The organism is Pseudomonas sediminis (assembly GCF_002741105.1).
GTDB lineage: Bacteria > Pseudomonadota > Gammaproteobacteria > Pseudomonadales > Pseudomonadaceae > Aquipseudomonas > Aquipseudomonas sediminis.
In genome coordinates this window covers 58,882-75,118 of sequence record NZ_NIQU01000003.1, presented here as the reverse complement: position 1 = coordinate 75,118, position 16,237 = coordinate 58,882, and the positions used below count along the sequence as shown (strand labels likewise).

The following is a 16,237-nucleotide window of genomic DNA, read 5'->3' as shown; positions in this document are numbered from 1 at the left end:
GGCTTGCGCCGAAACGCCAACAGCGCCTAGGCTGGCGGAAATTGCCGTCACGCCTATAAGGAAGCGCCATGATCCGTATTCACAACAACAAGGGCCTGCAGCAGCAGATCGAAATCGGCTCGCACCAGCTCCTCGGCGATGTTTCGACCGAGCTCGGTGGTGAGGGCGCCGGCCCCGATCCGCACGACCTGTTCGACGCCTCGCTCGGCACCTGCAAGGCCATGACCCTGCTGCTTTATGCACGCCAGCGCGGCCTACCGCTGGAAGGCATCGACGTCAGCGTCGAACGTGACGACAGCGAAGAACGCCAAGGTAACTACCATCTGATCGTAGAGCTATCGCTCAAGGGGCCACTGGACGACGCCCAGCGCCAGCAACTGCTGCGCGTCGCCGACAAGTGCCCGATCCACAAGCTGATGACCACCACAGACATCCAGGTCGAAACCCGCCTGGCGGGAGCCAAGGCATGAGCGAACTACAGTTGATTCGCCCGCGCGCCGAAGACATCTCCGGGCAACCGATCCTGCGCCCCCTGCCCTCGGCCCGCTTTCGCAGCATCGGCCCGTTCGTGTTCTTCGATCACATGCTCGAGCACGACTACCCCGCCGGCAGCGGCATGAACATCGCCCAGCATCCGCATATCGGTCTGTCCACCCTCACCTACCTGTTCGAAGGCCAACTGCTGCATAAGGACAGCCTGGGTTCGGATCAGGTGGTGGGCCCTGGCGATGTCAGCTGGATGACCGCAGGGCGCGCCGTCGCCCATGTCGAGCGCACGCCGCCCGCACAACTAGGTCAGGACAAACGAGCGCATGGCCTGCAGGTCTGGCTGGCGCTGCCAGAGGCCGACGAGCAGTGCGAGCCGAGCTACAGCCATCACCCGGCTGAGTCGCTGCCGCGCAGCGATGCCATGGGCGTACAGATCACACTGATCGCTGGCAACGGCTTCTGTCTCGAATCGCCGGTGCCGGTTCGTTCGCCGACCCTGTATGCGCAGCTTCGCCTGGCCGCCGGTGCCAATCTGTTGATACCCGCCGAGCACAGCGAACGCGCGCTGTACCTGATCGACGGCGAAGCGGAGCTCGATGGCGAACCCCTGCCCAAGCACACCATGGCAGTGATTCCGGCAGGTGAAACACCCGTACTGAGTGCCTGCGGCGAATGCCACCTGGCCCTGATCGGCGGTGAGCCCATCGGCCCGCGTCGGATCAACTGGAACTTCGTCGCCACCACCCCGGAGCTGATCGACCAGGCGCGCAAACGCTGGGCCGCTGGCGACTGGCCGCAGGTGCCAGGCGAAAGCACGCGCATCGAACTGCCGCGTTAACTCCATCCCGTGCAGGCGCGCAACGGCGCCTGTCACCGCAAAGGACTGCCCTCTTGCCTCTGTATCGCACCCTCGCGGGCCTGCTGCTTTTACCTACGCAGGCCCTGGCCGATCTACCCCATTTCGAACCTGAGCCCGGACTGCATGCCCAGGTACAGCAGCAAGGCGAACGCTATTTTCTGCAACAACCCGACGGCAGCCGCTTCGAGCTAAGCATTCCCGAAGGCAACGAAGTCGACGCGCCCAGCTTCGATGTCGATGACTACGATCTCGATGGCTACCCCGATCTGGCCATCCGCGTATCGGTCGGGATGGTCAACTCCGCCTACCACGTTTATCTCTACCGCCCAGCACTGCGCCGCTTCGAGCGCTTGCAGATGCCGTCTGCGCTGATGGAGCGTGCCAATTGCTCGGAACTGTCGGAGTTGCAGCCCAATGCAGAGGAACGGGCGCTGTACAGCCACTGCCGCAGCGGGCCACGCTGGTACTACGACGCCTACCGTTTCGACGCCTCCGGTACGCGCCCTGGTTGTACAAAACGCTGCAGGTGCGCAACGACTACGATCCCGACGCCCCGGTGTTCTTCCCGGTATTCGAGAAGACGCTCGACCCTCAGGGCAAGGTCATCGCCAGCCGCGCGCTCGACGACAATGACCAAGCGCAGACCTGGACGGTACCCGCCTCACGCCTGTACCTCCACACACGCACGGACGACGCCAGCCGCAGCAAGGCCTACCTGATCGAGGGCGACGTCTGCGAAGTCCTTGAACAGCAGGAAAACTGGCTGCTGATTCGTTACCCCTCGCGCAAGGGACCATTGGAGCGCTGGGTGTCACTCGACGAGGCCTACGGCCAAACTCGGCCATGACGCCTCTCCCTTTGAATATGCTGTAACGCCTTCGCATTTTTTTGTTACCTGTGCGTGATCCAGAAGCGCAGTTGCCGGGTATAAGCTGCATGCGGATTTCTCAGGCCAACGGATGACCCATGGCAGATCGCAACTTCGATTACGAAAGCACCCTGGAAGCCTGCGCACGCGGCGACGAACGTGCCTTCCAGGCGCTTTACCGGCAGGAGGCTGGGCAGTTGCTCGGCCTGGCCATCAGCATGCTGGGCCGACGCGACATTGCCGAGGACTGTCTGCACGACGCTTTCGTGCGCATCTGGCAACACGCTGCGCGTTTCAGACGCGAGCTCGGTAGCGGCCGCGCCTGGGTACACAGCATCCTGCGCTACCGCGTACTCAACGCCCTGCGCAGTGGTGGCAGGTATGCCGAAGTCGACGATGAATTCATCGAACGCGTGCTGGACGACAGCCCGCAAGCCGAAGCGCAGGCGCTGGAGCAATCCGAACAGCGCCTGCTGCGTCGCTGCCTGCAGCGCCTGGAAAAACCGCGACGTCACCCGATCCTGCTGGCGTTCTACCGTGGTCTGACCCACGAGCAGATCGCCAGTCGCCTGAGCACACCGCTGGGCACCATCAAAGGCCGTATCCGCGCCGGCCTGCGCGCGCTGCAGGAGTGTCTGCAAGCATGATTCCGCAAGATCCCGAAGAACGCCGTGCCTTGATTGGCGAGTACCTGCTTGGTCTGCTCGACGAGCAGGACGCCGCCGAGGTTCAGCAGTTGCTCGAATCGGATGAAAGTGCTGCCCGTATGGCCCTGGAATGGGAACGGCACTTTCTCGACCTGAGCGACCAGCTACCGGCACAAGCCCCCTCGCCGGCACTCTGGGCCCGTATTCGACAGAGCCTGGGCCTGCACGATGCGCCACGCGCCAGCCCGCTGAGCAACTGGTGGAACAGCCTGCTGACCTGGCGCCTGACTGCAGCTGCGCTGGCCATGGCGCTGCTCGTAGCCGTTCTGATGCCGCTGTTGCGTACCCCGGATATCGCCGGCGAACGCTACACCGTGGTGCTGCAAGAGCCGGGCGAGGCTGCCAAGCCTGGCTGGGTGATCCAGGTCAGCAGTGACGGCACGCTCTCGCTTGATCCGCTGGTCGCTGATCAGGTTCCTGACGGTCGCGCACTGCAGTTCTGGACGCTGATCGACCCGGCCGACGGCCCGCGTTCGCTGGGTCTGGTCGAAGCCGGCCAGCCGCTGCGTCTGCCTGCCGAGCAAATCGGCGCCGTACAGGCCGGCCAGTTGTTCGAGCTGACTCTCGAACCGGCAGGCGGCTCGCCCTACAACCGCCCCAGCGGCCCGGTGCTATACATCGGTCGCGCCGTGCTGGCCAGCGCCAACTGAGCAGGTTGCCGGCCGCCTGGCCGGCAGCTTTCCTCCCCCGGGTACCCTGCGAAAAAATATTTTCATCCGCCGACATCCAACCCCGTTCCTCGCGGGTATAGCTCACAGGTGTTTCGTCGAGGCACCTGCGAAGCCGGCCAGCTGGCTTCGTCTCGATGCTGAAACCTTTATGAGGAACAACCATGAAACGCATCACTACCCTTTGCACCGCCGGCCTGCTGACCCTGAGCGCAGGTGCCGCCAGCGCCACCGAACTGCTCGCACTGGGCGCCGACGGCAAGCTGTTCAAGGTCGATGTCGCCAGCCTCAAGGTCACCGCCAGCATGGCTGTCAGCGGCGCCAGCGACCTGCGCGGCCTGGACGTCCGTCCGGCCAGCGGCCAGCTCTACGTCCTCAGCGGCACCGATCAGCTCTACACCCTGGACGCCGCCAGCGGTAAGGCGACCGCAGGCAGCAAGCTGCAAACCGCATTGGCTGGCAGCGGCCAGGCCGTGGTCGACTTCAACCCGGTGGCCGACCGCCTGCGCCTGCTCGGCCCGGACGGCACCAGCCTGCGGGTAAACGTCGATACCGGTGAAGTCGCCGTAGACGGCAAGGTCGCCTACGCCGCCGATGGCCCTTACGCTGGCAAGCAACCCAAGGTGGTCGCCGGTGCCTACACCAATGCCTATGCCGGCACCCAGAGCACCGCGCTGTACAACATCGACCTGGCCAGCGGCAGCCTGATGCTGCAGAACCCGCCGAACGATGGCGTACAGCAGGAAGTCGGCAAGGTCGCCGATGGCCTCAAAGCGGCCGCGATGGATATCGCCAGCGACGGCAAGGGTGGCAACACGGCCTACGTGCTGACCGGCAAGACTCTGCACAAGCTGGATCTGGACAGCGGCAAGCCCACCACCCTGGGCGACGTCGCGGATCTGCCGGACGGCATCATCGACATCGCCGTGCTGCCAGCGAAGTAAGACGAAAAAAGGCTGCGCCCATTGGGCGCAGCCTTTCGTTCAACGCGCGGCAAAGCCGCGGTCACTGCTCGGCGAACACCTCATCGAACAGATCGTTCATCGCCTTGAATGCTCGAGCAGCCACCACCGGGTGGTATTCGTTGCGACCCGGCACGTTGGCCTTGGGATTGGTGAACGAGTGCACGGCGCCGCCGTAGCTCACCAACTGCCAATCCACCTTGGCAGCCTTCATTTCCGAGACGAAACCGTCGACCTGCTCCTGCGGCACGGCTGGGTCGTCCGCACCATGCAGCACCAGTACCGGCGCCTTGATGTTCTTGGCATCGGCCGGATTGGGCGTATCCAGGTTGCCGTGGAAGGAAACGAATCCCTTCAGCGGCGCGCCCGAACGGGCCAGCTCCAATACCGTGCCACCACCGAAGCAGAAGCCGATGGCGCCGAGCCTGTCGAGATCCAGCGCCACCTCGCCGCTCTGCGCCTTGAGCACATCGACCGCTGCCTGGGCGCGCTTGCGCATCAGCGGACGGTCGGCGCGTACCTTGCCGGCCGCGGCGCCTGCCTCCTCAGCATTGCTGGGACGAATGGCCTTACCGTACATGTCGGCAACGAACACCACGTATTTGTCGCCCGCTGCGCGCGCCGCCTTGGCCACGGTGTCCTGGTTGACGCCCATCCAGTTGGGAACGGCTAACAAACCGGGGCGCGGGGTTGTCACCGAGTCGTCATAAACCAGCACTCCCTCGAAAGCCTCGCCCTCGATCTCATAGGAAATCGGCTTGGTCACGACGGCCGCATCGGCAAGACCGGCGAATGCCGCGCACAACAGGGGAACCAGTGTCTTCTTCTGCATGGTGAGGCCTGCCCTTGGCAATGGTAGGCCCCTAACAATAGCCTCACTGTGGACAATGACCAAGTCGATATGAGGCGGGTTTTAGACAGGAGGTTTCAAGCGACGGGCTGCTCGGCCCAGAGCTCCTTGATCTGCAGAATCTCGGGCAGGCAGGCGATGAACAGCTCGACCAGGCGCGGATCGAAATGACGACCGCTCTGCTCACGCAGGAAGTCGACCGCAGCCTCCACAGTCCATGCCTGCTTGTAAGGGCGCACGCTGGTCAGCGCATCGAACACATCGGCGATGGCAACAATGCGGCCCTCGAGAGGAATGTCTTCGCCACTCAGGCCATTGGGGTAGCCGCTGCCATCCCACTTCTCATGGTGCGACAGCGCGATCCGTTGCGCTGTGCGCAGCAACCCGGAGCTGTGCTCGCCGATGATTTTTGCTCCGATCTCCACGTGCTGGCGCATCACCTGCCACTCCTGCTCGTCGAGCTTGCCCGGCTTGCGTAGCACGGCATCGGGTATGCCAATCTTGCCGACATCATGCATGGGTGCCGCATTGAGCAACTCCTCGGCAGCGCTCTCGCTGAAGCCGGCGGCCAACGCCAGCACCTTGGAGAAATGGCTCATGCGGATAACGTGCAGGCCGGTCTCGTTGTCCTTGTATTCAGCCGCCATGCCCAGGCGCTGGACGATCTGCAAGCGAGTCTGTTTCAGCTCGTCGACCCGCACCAGTGACAGGTGGGTACGCACACGCGCACGCACGATCGGCGGGCTCACCGGCTTGGTGATGTAATCCACCGCGCCGACCTCGAAGCCACGCGCTTCATCGTCGACATCGCCAAGGGCGGTAACGAAGATCACCGGAATCGTATTCAGTAACGGATTGGCCTTGAGCTGTTCGCACACCTCATAGCCAGTCATGCCCGGCATCATCACGTCGAGCAGAATCAGGTCGGGCCGCTCACGCTCGGCCATTTCCAGGGCGCGCGGCCCTTCCTTGGCGAACAGCAGGCGATAGTCGTCCTGCAGGATATGGCGCAGCACCTGCAGGTTAGTGGGTTCGTCGTCGACCAACAGCAATAGCGGGCGAGTATCGGCAGCCAGAGTCATGATGCAGTCGCGTCCTCATCTTGCAGTCGCAGCAACAGTTGATCGAGCACCCGCAGGGCCTGATCGAAATCAAAATCATCCAGCGCCTGGCGCATGTCGTTCAAGGCCGCGCTGTAGGCCGTGCCCTCGGTGGTCTGCGCCATGGCAGCAAGGGCCTCATCGTCCAGACCGCCCCGCTGCAGCGCCTGTCGCAGCTGACTTGCCTGTTCACGCAGCGAGCGTGCGTCAACAGCCGAACTTTCGCTCGTAGACGCCGTATCCGGCACCTGCGGCACTACGTTCTTGACCGTCAGAAGGGCCTGCTCAAGCTCCGCAATCAATGCGGGCAACCCCTGCTCGTCCTGCGCCTGAAACGCCCGCTCGACCGACTGCCCCAGACTGGCAAGGCTGCTCATGGCCAGGTTTGCGGCAGCGCCATGCAGGCGATGCGCAAGCGCCTCGCCCTCTTGCCAGTCGCGTGCCGCCAGCAGTCGACTGAGGCGCACCGCCAGATCATGTTGTTCGCCAATAAACGTATTGATCGCCTGAGCCATACGCAGCGGCCCGCCCCACAGGCTGCTGCCGCGCACCCAGTCGAACAGGCCGCCGTCGGCGACACGAGTGGCACTGACTACTGCGCTGGGCACATCGGTCAGCCCGAGCAGGCGTGCAATTTCCCAGAGCAGTGCGTTGAGATCCAAAGGCTTCGAGGCGAAACCATTCATCCCCGAGTCCAACGCAGCCTGACGGTCCTGATCAAGTACGCTGGCGGTTAGAGCGATGATCGGAATCGGCTCTCGCGCCTCGGCGGCTTCCAGCTGGCGGATCCGTCGTGACGCTTCCAGGCCATCAACACCCGGCATCTGCACATCCATCAGGATCAGATCGAAACGCTGCTGGGTGAACGCCTGTATTGCGCCTTCACCATCGGCGACGCAGTGTACGCGATGGCCGAAATGCTCCAGGGTCAGTTGCAACAATTCGAGGTTCTGCGGCACGTCATCGGCCGCAAGAATATTCAACTGCCCCAGTTCAGGCAGCACGGCGCGTTGCTGCGACGCCAAGCGCTTGCCGGCGCGCAGCGGCAATTCGATGCTGAAGCAACTGCCTTGCCCTTCGGTACTTTCGACCCGCAAGCGTCCCCCCATCAACTCGACCAACTGCCGGGAGATGGTGGTGCCGAGGCCGGTGCCGCCAAAGCGCCGGCTCATCGAGGCATCAGCCTGAGCGAAAGGCTCGAAGATTTTCTCCAGGCGGTCGGCTGCGATACCGATGCCGGTGTCTTTCACCGCCAGACGCATCGCGCCTGGCTCCCCCGTCACTTTCAGGCGAACCTCGCCGTGCAGGGTGAACTTGACCGCATTGCCCAGCAGGTTGGTCAGGATCTGTTGCAAACGCAGTGGGTCGCCGCAGAAAAAATCGGTAGTCGTAGCCGGATAATCCAGATGCAGTTGCAAGCCTTTGCTTTCGGCCGCCAGACGCTGCGTCGCGAGTACCTGCTCGCACAGTTCGCGCAGGGAGAAATCCAGCTGTTCCAGCTCGATGGCGCCACGGTCGAGCTTGGCCGTGTCGAGGATGTCATTGAGCAAGCCCAGCAGCGAACGCGAGGAATGCTGCACGGTGCTCAGGTGACGACGCTGCTCGCTGGAAAGGGGCGTTTCCAGCAGCAGGTCGGTAAAACCGATGATGGCATTCATCGGCGTACGAATTTCATGACTCATGTTGGCCAGGAAGCTGCTACGTGCCGCTGCGGCGGCCTCGGCGCGATCACGAGCAGCCCGCAACTCCTGCTCCATCAGGCGTCGCGGGGTCAGATCAGTGGCCAGCTTGACCACTTTGAACGGCTTGCCGTCGGTATTGAAGATCGGGTTGTAGCTGGCCTGAATCCAGACCTCACGCCCATCCTTGCCTTTGCGACGATACTCACCAGTTCGGAAGTGGCCGGCTCGCAGGTCAGCCCAGCCCTGATGGTAGCTCTCACTCGCAATCTGCTCTGGGTAGCAGAACATGCGGTGATGGCGACCGACTACTTCCTCGCGCTCATAACCGAACAGTGCCAGGGCATTATCGTTGACCTCCAGGAGGTTACCCTCAAGATCGAATTCGATCAGCGCCATGGCCCTGCTGATCGCCGTCACCTTGCCTTCATACTCGGCGTTGCGTCGTTTGTTTTCGGTCTGATCGAGCAGCACGCCATCGATCCAGCGCGGCACACCTTGCTCATCGCAAACCGCACTGCCACTTTCCCAGATCCAGTGCTCCTTGCCGTCACGGTCGAACAGACGATACTCGACCGTGTAATTACGTCCCTGCTCGATGGCTGCAATCACCTGATCGGCAGTGGGCTGGTAGTCATCCGGGTGGTAAAGATCGGCGATCGAGCATCGCTGGCTGATGAAATCGTCAGCACTCCAGCCGGTCAGGGTCTGCACGGCATCGCTGATGAACAGCATGGTCCAGTCACGATCGAGCAGGCAGCGAAACGATACGCCAGGAATGTTGCTGATCAGCGAACGATACTGCTGCTCACTGCTGCGCAAAGCTTTTTCCATACGCTGTCGCTCGCTGATGTCGGCAACGAACACCACGAACAGCGGACGGCTATCCGCGTGAGTGATGCCAATGCTGATGCGTATGGGTTTTTCTTCGCCACCGCGGGTCAGGCACACCAGCTCCTGTTCCCCTGTCGGCAGCGTCAGGCGGCCGGTTCTGAGGTAGTCGGCCAGTAGCGTCTCCATCTCACCGACATAGCGAGCAGGCACCAGCGAGCGCATATGCATCCCCACCAACGCCTGTGGATCCCAACCGAACAGCTGCGAGACCGCGCGGTTGGCCGAACGCACTATGCCGCTATGGTCGACGGTGATGATGGCATCCAGGGCAGTATCGAAGATCGAGCGCAGGTGCTGTTCGCTGACCTTGAGCTGCCGACTCATACGTCGGTAGTGCAGCAGTGTGTTGACCGCTACCACGAAGACGGTCAGAGCAACGGTCAGTAACGTGATGGCAATGGCGATATAGCCGCTGTCGACTATCCCCATAGGTGCATCCGACTCGGGCGTGCCGACGAAGCGCGCCGCCGCCATTCCCGTGTAATGCATGCCACTGATGGCCAGCCCCATGACCAGAGCGCTGAGCAACAGCGCCCAGAGCGCCGGCAAACGCCCCTGCAGACCGAAGCGCACCCACAACGCCAGAATGGCAAGGGCAACGGCGACGACGATGGACAGGGCAAACATCCAGGGGTCATAACGTAGCAGCGGCGCCATCTGCATCGCCGCCATACCGCTGTAGTGCATGGCGCCAATACCGGCACCAACGAGCACACCACCGACACAGAGTTGCAGCAGGCTCAGGTCACGCCGCGCCAACAGACTCAGAGCGACCCAGGAGGCAGCCAGGCTCGGCAGCATCGATAACAGCGTGATCCCCAGATCGAAACGCACCGCCGCACACAGCTCGAAGGCGAGCATGCCGAGAAAATGCATGGCCCAGATGCCACCGCCGAGCGCGAGCGAACCAGTAAAGATCGTGATTTGTCGGGCGACGGGGTGCGTGCTATTGCGGGCTTCGCCAGCCAGTTGCAAGGCCATGCCAGCGGCGAATACGGCAATGGCCAGCGACAACAGCACCAGCTCGGGGTCGTAGCGACTCAGCACGAGGACACTTGGGTCCGCACCCATGATGAAGAACAACTCGAGAATCGACATACAACCCCAGGGCGCCGGCAGAAAGCCAGCTAATTGCCACCATCTGAAACGACGGGACTGCGCTTGTCAAATCCAGCTGAGCTATAGCGCCCATAGAAAAGCCCGCCGAAGCGGGCTTAGTCTAGTACCTGACCTGTCAGGCAGAAAGCTCCACCAGCAACTTGTTCAGACGCTGCACGTAAGCGGCAGGGTCTTTCAGGCTGTCGCCAGCGGCCAATGCGGCCTGGTCGAAGAGGATGTGCGACAGATCGGTGAAGCGATCCTCGTCCGGCTCGGCATCCAGGCGCTCGATCAGCGGGTGCACAGGGTTGAACTCGAAGATCGGTTTGGCGTCCGGCACTTTCTGCCCGCTGGCCTCGAGGATCTGGCGCATCTGCAGGCCGAGATCCTGCTCGCCGATGGCAAGAATAGCTGGCGAGTCGGTCAGGCGGTGAGATACGCGTACCTCGGCGACCTGCTCACCCAGCGCCCCCTTGAGGCGCTCGATCAGCCCCTCCTTGGCCTTGGCGACTTCTTCCTGGGCTTTCTTGTCCTCTTCCGAGTCCAGTTCGCCCAGATCCAGGTCGCCACGGGCCACGTCGACGAACTGCTTGCCATCGAACTCGGTCAGGTAGCTCATCAGCCACTCATCGATACGGTCGGTGAGCAACAGCACTTCGATGCCTTTCTTGCGGAAGACCTCCAGGTGCGGGCTGTTCTTGATCTGTGCGTAGCTTTCGCCAGTGAGGAAGTAGATCTTGTCCTGACCTTCCTTGACGCGGCCCAGGTAGTCAGCCAGCGAAACCGACTGCTCGTCACCTTCACCAGCGGTGGAGGCGAAACGCAGCAGGCCGGCGATCTTCTCCTTGTTGGCGAAGTCTTCCGCCGGGCCTTCCTTAAGTACCTGACCGAAGGCCTTCCAGAAGGTCTTGTAGTCGTCCGGTTTATCCTTGGCCAGCTTCTCCAGCATGTCCAGAACGCGCTTGGTCAGCGCCGATTTCATCGAATCGATGACCGGGCCGGACTGCAGGATTTCACGGGAAACGTTCAGCGACAGATCGTTGGAGTCGACCACACCCTTGATGAAGCGCAGGTACAACGGTAGGAACTGATCGGCCTGGTCCATGATGAATACGCGCTGCACGTAGAGCTTGAGACCCTTGGGCGCCTCGCGCTGGTACAGGTCAAACGGCGCACGGCTAGGCACGTAGAGCAGCGAGGTGTACTCCAGCTTGCCTTCGACCTTGTTGTGGCTCCAGCTCAGCGGGTTCTCGAAGTCATGGCCGACGTGCTTGTAGAACTCCTGGTATTCCTCGTCCTTGACCTCGGTACGCGGACGGGTCCACAGGGCGCTGGCGCGGTTGACGGTTTCCCACTCGATTTCGGCTGGCTTGTCTTCACCGTGATGCTCCTTCGGCAACTCGATGGGCAGCGCGATATGGTCGGAGTACTTCTTGACGATATTGCGCAGGCGCCAGCCGTCGGCGAACTCTTCTTCGCCGCTCTTCAGATGCAGAACGATGCGGGTACCACGCTCGGCTTTCTCGACGTTGGCGACTTCGAACTCGCCCTCGCCTTTGGATGACCAATGCACGCCTTCGCTGGCTGGGCTACCGGCACGGCGACTGAACACCTCGACCTGATCGGCGACGATGAACGCCGAATAGAAGCCCACACCAAACTGACCGATCAGGTGCGAATCCTTCCTCTGGTCGCCGGATAGGTTCTTCAGGAAGTCGGAGGTGCCGGATTTGGCGATGGTGCCCAGGTGCGCGATGACTTCCTCGCGACTCATGCCGATGCCGTTGTCCTCGAGGGTGACGGTCTTGGCATCCTTGTCGAAGGACAGGCGGATCTTCAGATCAGCGCCGCCTTCGAGCAGCTCCGGCTTGGCCAATGCTTCGAAACGCAGTTTGTCAGCAGCGTCTGAGGCGTTGGAGATCAACTCGCGCAGGAAGATTTCCTTGTTCGAGTACAGGGAATGGATCATCAGGTGAAGCAGTTGCTTCACCTCGGTCTGGAAGCCCAGGGTTTCTTTTTGAGTTTCCACACTCATGGTCTTCTAACTCCATCTGTAGGACAGGAACCGCTACTGCGGCGATGACCTACAAATGGGGCCAGCAAGATAAATTTCAAGGGCTTAGCAAAAACCCGCTGCTACGGCTCAAGCAGTTCCAAACGACCGATTTCTTCCGCTTTGAAGCTGAAGCTGGCCTGGCCGCCGCCAGTACCCATCTGCTGGCTCAGAAGAATGTTGCCGTCGTTATCGATACCGACGAAACGCCCCTCCACCGTGCCGCCATTGGCGCGACTCAAGCGCATGCTGAGGTTGCGGTACTGCTCCGGGTTGCGTTGCAAACGCGCCAGGCTGAAACGCTGACGACGGTCGACCGGACGGCTTAGGCGCTCCTCGACGGCCGTTGCTTCGACTTGTTGCGCCGGTTGTTTGGCCGCTACGGTGGGCAATGCCGGGAAGCGATCGCCATCCACCATCCAGCCCTGCTCGGAACGCTTGTGCAAACGAATGGGCAAGCGCTCGTCACGCCCGTCGACCTGCGCATCGACCTGCAACTCCAGGGTATCGCCCTCGAAGGTGAATACCGGCAGTTTCAGCTCACGCACATCGCGCGTGGCGAAACGCCGCTGCAGGTAATCCTGGAGGAGATAGGCGACAGTGTCGCGCGAGTCGAAGCGCGCATCGACGTGGCCATCGACATAGCGCAGGCGATCACGATACAGCTCGACCCGGCCACTCAGGCTGGTTTTGAAGCGCGGCGGCAAGACCAGATGGAAATCGCCGACCAGTCGGTTCGGCTCCTGCGGCTGCAGGTCCAGATGCAGGGTGTAGCCACGGCTCAGACGACGCGCCTCGGGCAGATCCTGCTCCGGTAACAGCCAGCTCAGCTCCACCTCGGGCAGGTTACCGCTGTCCTGGGGCAGCACGTCGATACGTACAGGACCCTCGACTGGCTGCGGCAGGCGGATACTCAGTTCACGCAGGGCGAAGAAATCCAGGCCTTCGCGCAGCACCAACACGCCATCGATCAGCTCACCCTGCTGCGGGTGAAATGGTTGCCCGTTGAGCTCACCGCCCAGATTGATGGCAAGCTCAGCCGGCGCCTGCACTTCGGGCTTTAGCCAGTCCAGGCGGACTATCGCCGCCAGACGTTCGGCATCCTTGCTGGCCAGCAACGTGAGACCTACCACCAGGGGAATCACACCAAGCCCGATCAGAGTGACCGCACTGCGCGCTCGCTGCCAGTGGCGCACGATGTAAATCAAGGTAATCGGCGGGATCAGGCTGCCCCAGCCCCACAACAGGCTGGTGGCGAACGCCCGCATGACCAGCCATACCAGACCAGCCAGCATCAGCAGCAGGCCACCAATTATCAGCAACGCATCCATCTACAGGGTCCTTGTCATGATTTCGCTGCGCTGCCGATCCGTTCCAACTGCCGGGCAAGTCTCAAGCGCTCAGGGCTCATCGACCTTGAAGTGGGCACGGGCGGTGGCAATCGGTTCGGTCTGCTTGGTCTGCCAGGCGGTAATCGCCACGTTGGCCACTCGACGCCCCTGCCGCCAGACCTGGCACTGCGCATAGGTGTCACGATAATGGCCGGCGCGCAGGTAATCTATCGAGAAGTCGATGATTTTGGGCAAATGTGGAATGCCCATGAACATCAATAGATGAAGCATGGCCGCATGCTCCATGAAACCGGCTATTACGCCACCATGCAGCGCCGGTAGTACCGGGTTGCCGATGCAATCGCGATTGGCTGGCAGACGAAAGACCATGTCGTCGCCCAGGCGCAGACACTCGATGCCCAGCAGTTTGGCGTAAGGGATCAGGCTGATCAGCGGGTCGTAGTCGTTCTGCTGGTGCGCACGCGCCACCAGTTGTTCAAGGCTCAACTCGCTCACGCGCCACCGCCTTGCTGAATATTCTGCTTCAGCTCAGCGCCACCCTGCGCGGCCTTGCCCATGCGCATGAAGGCGCCGACCACGTGGGCAATCGGTTGCTGCGGGTCGTCCTGATAAGCGTAGCCGCGGGTGAAGATGATATTGGGCGTAACGCGATAACACTCGGCGAAACCGAACACATCCTTGCCGGGATCGGCTGGGTGCATGTAGTCGATACGCAGATCAAGAGTCGGACAGATCTCGAACTCCGGCAGTACGCAGACCGTGGAGATACCACAGGTGGTGTCCATCAGCGTAGTGATGGCACCACCATGGATCACACCGGTGTCCGGATTGCCAACGATATGGGGTGTGTATGGCAAGCGCAGCGTCAGTCCTTTGCTGTCGGCCGACTCGACACGCATGCCCAGCACCTGACAATGACGCAACGCGGATAAAAACCGCTGCGCCCGCTCCTGAATCGACTGCTCGCTCATCACACTGCCGCTCTACTATGGCAAAAGCCGCGAATGATAGCGCCTTGGGCCTGGACTCACACCTGCCCCTGTACCGCTCTCATCGACTTGGGAACTTATTGGCACTGGCGATATTCGAAGTGACTGTGTGCTCTGGGGTCAGCCCAGCCACTTATAACTCTCACACATGGAGTGATGACCGTGAACAAACCTCTGACTTATGCCCTGCTGCTTGCCACTGCCCTGGGTCTCGCCGCCTGCGAGAAAACCCCGGAAGACAAGATGGAGTCGGCCAAGGAGTCAGTCTCCGAAGCGATGGAGAACCTGGGCGATGCAGCCAAAGACACCGGCGATGCCATCGAGCAGAAGACCAACGAAGCCTTGGGTAATGAACCTACCACTGGCGAAAAAATTGAGGATGCGGCCAGCGATGCGGCAGACGCCATCGAGGACGCCGGCGACGAAGCCAAAGACGCTGTCGACGGTCAGTAACCTAAGCTGAAAACCAAGAAGGCCCGCAATGCGGGCCTTCTTTTATTTCAGCGCCGGGCTGATCATCAGCAGCAGGCTACAGGCCAGGCCCACCACCCATACCAGGCTGCGCTGCCAGTGCAGATCCCACCAGTAGAACAGCATATACAGCACGCGACTGATAACGAAAGTGACGGCCAGAATGTCGATCAAAAAGCCGTAAGTCTGCGTGGTATGCGCCATCAGCACACCGACCGCAAACAGCGGGAACGCCTCGATGCTATTCAAATGCGCGGCCAGAGCACGCGCGCCGAAACCCGTTAGCCGCGCCTGCTGGGCACGCGGGTGATGGTTGTCATAGCGACCACCGCCCTCCTCGGCCATGGCCTTGGCCAGCGGGGCCTTGGCGATGAAGATCAACAAGGCGCTGATGAAGACGCACCAGAACGGCAGACTCATTCACTCTTCTCCTTGGCCACCTCGGCGGCCGGCGTTGGCGTATAGACCATCACTTCCAGAACATCGGAGTGGAATTCTCGGCGATACAGCACCACGACAACGCCGGCAGTCACCAGCATGAAGAACCATGGATTGATGAACCAGGACAGGGTTGCCATACCGAAATAATAGGCGCGCAAACCGAAGTTGAACTGGTTGGCCGCCATCGAAATCACCCGCGCCGTGCGCTCGGCGAAAGCCTTGCGCTCCTGCTCGGTGACATGCCGCTCGCCCAGCATTGGCGCCGAACCCACCAGCACCGCTGCGAAGTTGTATTGGCGCATGCACCAACTGAAGGTGAAGAAGGCATAGACGAAGATGATGCCCAGGCACAGCAACTTGATCTCGGATAGACCACGACTGGCTTGCTGCACGAAGGGAATGTCGGCCAGCAGTGACAGTGCACGGTCGGAAGCGCCCAGTACGGTGAGGATACCGGCCAGGATAATCAGCGTGCTGGAGGCGAAGAACGAGGCATTACGCTCGAGGTTACCGATCACGTTGGCGTCGGCAATGCGATTGTCGCGCAGCAGCATGCGGCGCATCCAGTCTTCACGGTAGAGATGCAGGACACTGGCGAGGCAGGGAGTGGTTTGCGCTTTTGCCGAGGCATAGCGGGTGTAGCCGCCCCAGCACAGAACGAACCACAGCGCGGCCAGAAAATGAGGCAAATACGGGTAGCTGTTGAGCATGCCAACTCCTTGTAAGACTGCGAAGGATTATAGCCAGGCTGCCTCTT

16 protein-coding genes and 1 pseudogene are annotated in these 16,237 nt (G+C 61.6%); 8 read left to right on the top strand and 9 right to left on the bottom strand.

From position 1 onward, the window contains the following. Window positions 1–68: 68 nt before the first annotated feature. The 7 genes and pseudogenes from CDO35_RS08410 (at window position 69) to CDO35_RS08385 (ending at window position 4,535) form a co-directional block, all read left to right on the top strand. On the top strand, window positions 69–470 hold the full coding sequence (locus CDO35_RS08410) for an OsmC family protein (RefSeq protein ID WP_099523773.1): 402 nt from the start codon (window positions 69–71) through the stop codon (window positions 468–470). Beyond that, complete coding sequence (locus CDO35_RS08405) at window positions 467–1,327, top strand: pirin family protein (protein WP_099523771.1); 861 nt, start codon at window positions 467–469, stop codon at window positions 1,325–1,327. The genes CDO35_RS08410 and CDO35_RS08405 overlap by 4 nt, the downstream gene beginning before the upstream one ends. Before the next feature lie 311 nt (window positions 1,328–1,638). After that, window positions 1,639–1,779: pseudogene (locus CDO35_RS23210) on the top strand (hypothetical protein); the annotation flags it as partial. A gap of 77 nt (window positions 1,780–1,856) precedes the next feature. Then, window positions 1,857–2,195, top strand: a complete 339-nt coding sequence (locus tag CDO35_RS23010; protein ID WP_243699060.1) for an SH3 domain-containing protein — start codon at window positions 1,857–1,859, stop codon at window positions 2,193–2,195. 119 nt (window positions 2,196–2,314) lie between these two features. Beyond that, a complete protein-coding gene (locus CDO35_RS08395) occupies window positions 2,315–2,863 on the top strand; it encodes a sigma-70 family RNA polymerase sigma factor (protein ID WP_099523769.1) in 549 nt (182 codons plus the stop codon). Next, window positions 2,860–3,573, top strand: a complete 714-nt coding sequence (locus CDO35_RS08390; protein WP_099523767.1) for an anti-sigma factor — start codon at window positions 2,860–2,862, stop codon at window positions 3,571–3,573. The genes CDO35_RS08395 and CDO35_RS08390 overlap by 4 nt, the downstream gene beginning before the upstream one ends. A 182-nt stretch (window positions 3,574–3,755) precedes the next feature. After that, the gene (locus tag CDO35_RS08385; protein WP_099523765.1) at window positions 3,756–4,535 is read left to right on the top strand and encodes a DUF4394 domain-containing protein; all 780 of its coding nucleotides are present in this window, start codon (window positions 3,756–3,758) and stop codon (window positions 4,533–4,535) included. A gap of 61 nt (window positions 4,536–4,596) precedes the next feature. Here CDO35_RS08385 and CDO35_RS08380 read toward each other — a convergent pair whose 3' ends face one another. From CDO35_RS08380 to CDO35_RS08350, 7 genes are all read right to left on the bottom strand, one after another. Then, window positions 4,597–5,385 carry a dienelactone hydrolase family protein gene (locus CDO35_RS08380; RefSeq protein WP_099523763.1) on the bottom strand — a complete coding sequence of 263 codons (789 nt, stop codon included), beginning with the start codon at window positions 5,383–5,385 and terminating at the stop codon, window positions 4,597–4,599. Window positions 5,386–5,480: 95 nt separating this feature from the next. Next, window positions 5,481–6,485 carry a response regulator gene (locus CDO35_RS08375; protein ID WP_099523761.1) on the bottom strand — a complete coding sequence of 335 codons (1,005 nt, stop codon included), beginning with the start codon at window positions 6,483–6,485 and terminating at the stop codon, window positions 5,481–5,483. Further along, complete coding sequence (locus tag CDO35_RS08370; protein WP_099523759.1) at window positions 6,482–10,174, bottom strand: PAS domain S-box protein; 3,693 nt, start codon at window positions 10,172–10,174, stop codon at window positions 6,482–6,484. The genes CDO35_RS08375 and CDO35_RS08370 overlap by 4 nt, the downstream gene beginning before the upstream one ends. 136 nt (window positions 10,175–10,310) lie before the next feature. Beyond that, the gene (gene htpG, locus CDO35_RS08365) at window positions 10,311–12,209 is read right to left on the bottom strand and encodes a molecular chaperone HtpG (RefSeq protein WP_099523757.1); all 1,899 of its coding nucleotides are present in this window, start codon (window positions 12,207–12,209) and stop codon (window positions 10,311–10,313) included. 101 nt (window positions 12,210–12,310) lie between these two features. Continuing rightward, the gene (locus tag CDO35_RS08360) at window positions 12,311–13,558 is read right to left on the bottom strand and encodes an MFS transporter (RefSeq protein WP_099523755.1); all 1,248 of its coding nucleotides are present in this window, start codon (window positions 13,556–13,558) and stop codon (window positions 12,311–12,313) included. A gap of 69 nt (window positions 13,559–13,627) precedes the next feature. Further along, window positions 13,628–14,074, bottom strand: a complete 447-nt coding sequence (locus tag CDO35_RS08355) for a PaaI family thioesterase (protein ID WP_099523753.1) — start codon at window positions 14,072–14,074, stop codon at window positions 13,628–13,630. Further along, a complete protein-coding gene (locus CDO35_RS08350; RefSeq protein WP_099523752.1) occupies window positions 14,071–14,550 on the bottom strand; it encodes a PaaI family thioesterase in 480 nt (159 codons plus the stop codon). Before CDO35_RS08350 ends, CDO35_RS08355 begins: the two co-directional genes overlap by 4 nt. 174 nt (window positions 14,551–14,724) lie before the next feature. On the opposite strand from CDO35_RS08350, the gene CDO35_RS08345 reads away from it, so the two are divergent. Beyond that, a complete protein-coding gene (locus CDO35_RS08345) occupies window positions 14,725–15,021 on the top strand; it encodes a hypothetical protein (RefSeq protein ID WP_003460576.1) in 297 nt (98 codons plus the stop codon). A 42-nt stretch (window positions 15,022–15,063) separates the two neighbouring features. Here the strand turns inward: CDO35_RS08345 and CDO35_RS08340 are convergent, their stop codons facing one another. Next, window positions 15,064–15,459: an MAPEG family protein gene (locus CDO35_RS08340; RefSeq protein WP_099523750.1), complete on the bottom strand. Its 396-nt coding sequence runs from the start codon at window positions 15,457–15,459 to the stop codon at window positions 15,064–15,066. Then, a complete protein-coding gene (locus CDO35_RS08335; RefSeq protein ID WP_099523748.1) occupies window positions 15,456–16,190 on the bottom strand; it encodes a DUF599 domain-containing protein in 735 nt (244 codons plus the stop codon). The genes CDO35_RS08340 and CDO35_RS08335 overlap by 4 nt, the downstream gene beginning before the upstream one ends. Between the last annotated feature and the right edge of the window lie 47 nt (window positions 16,191–16,237).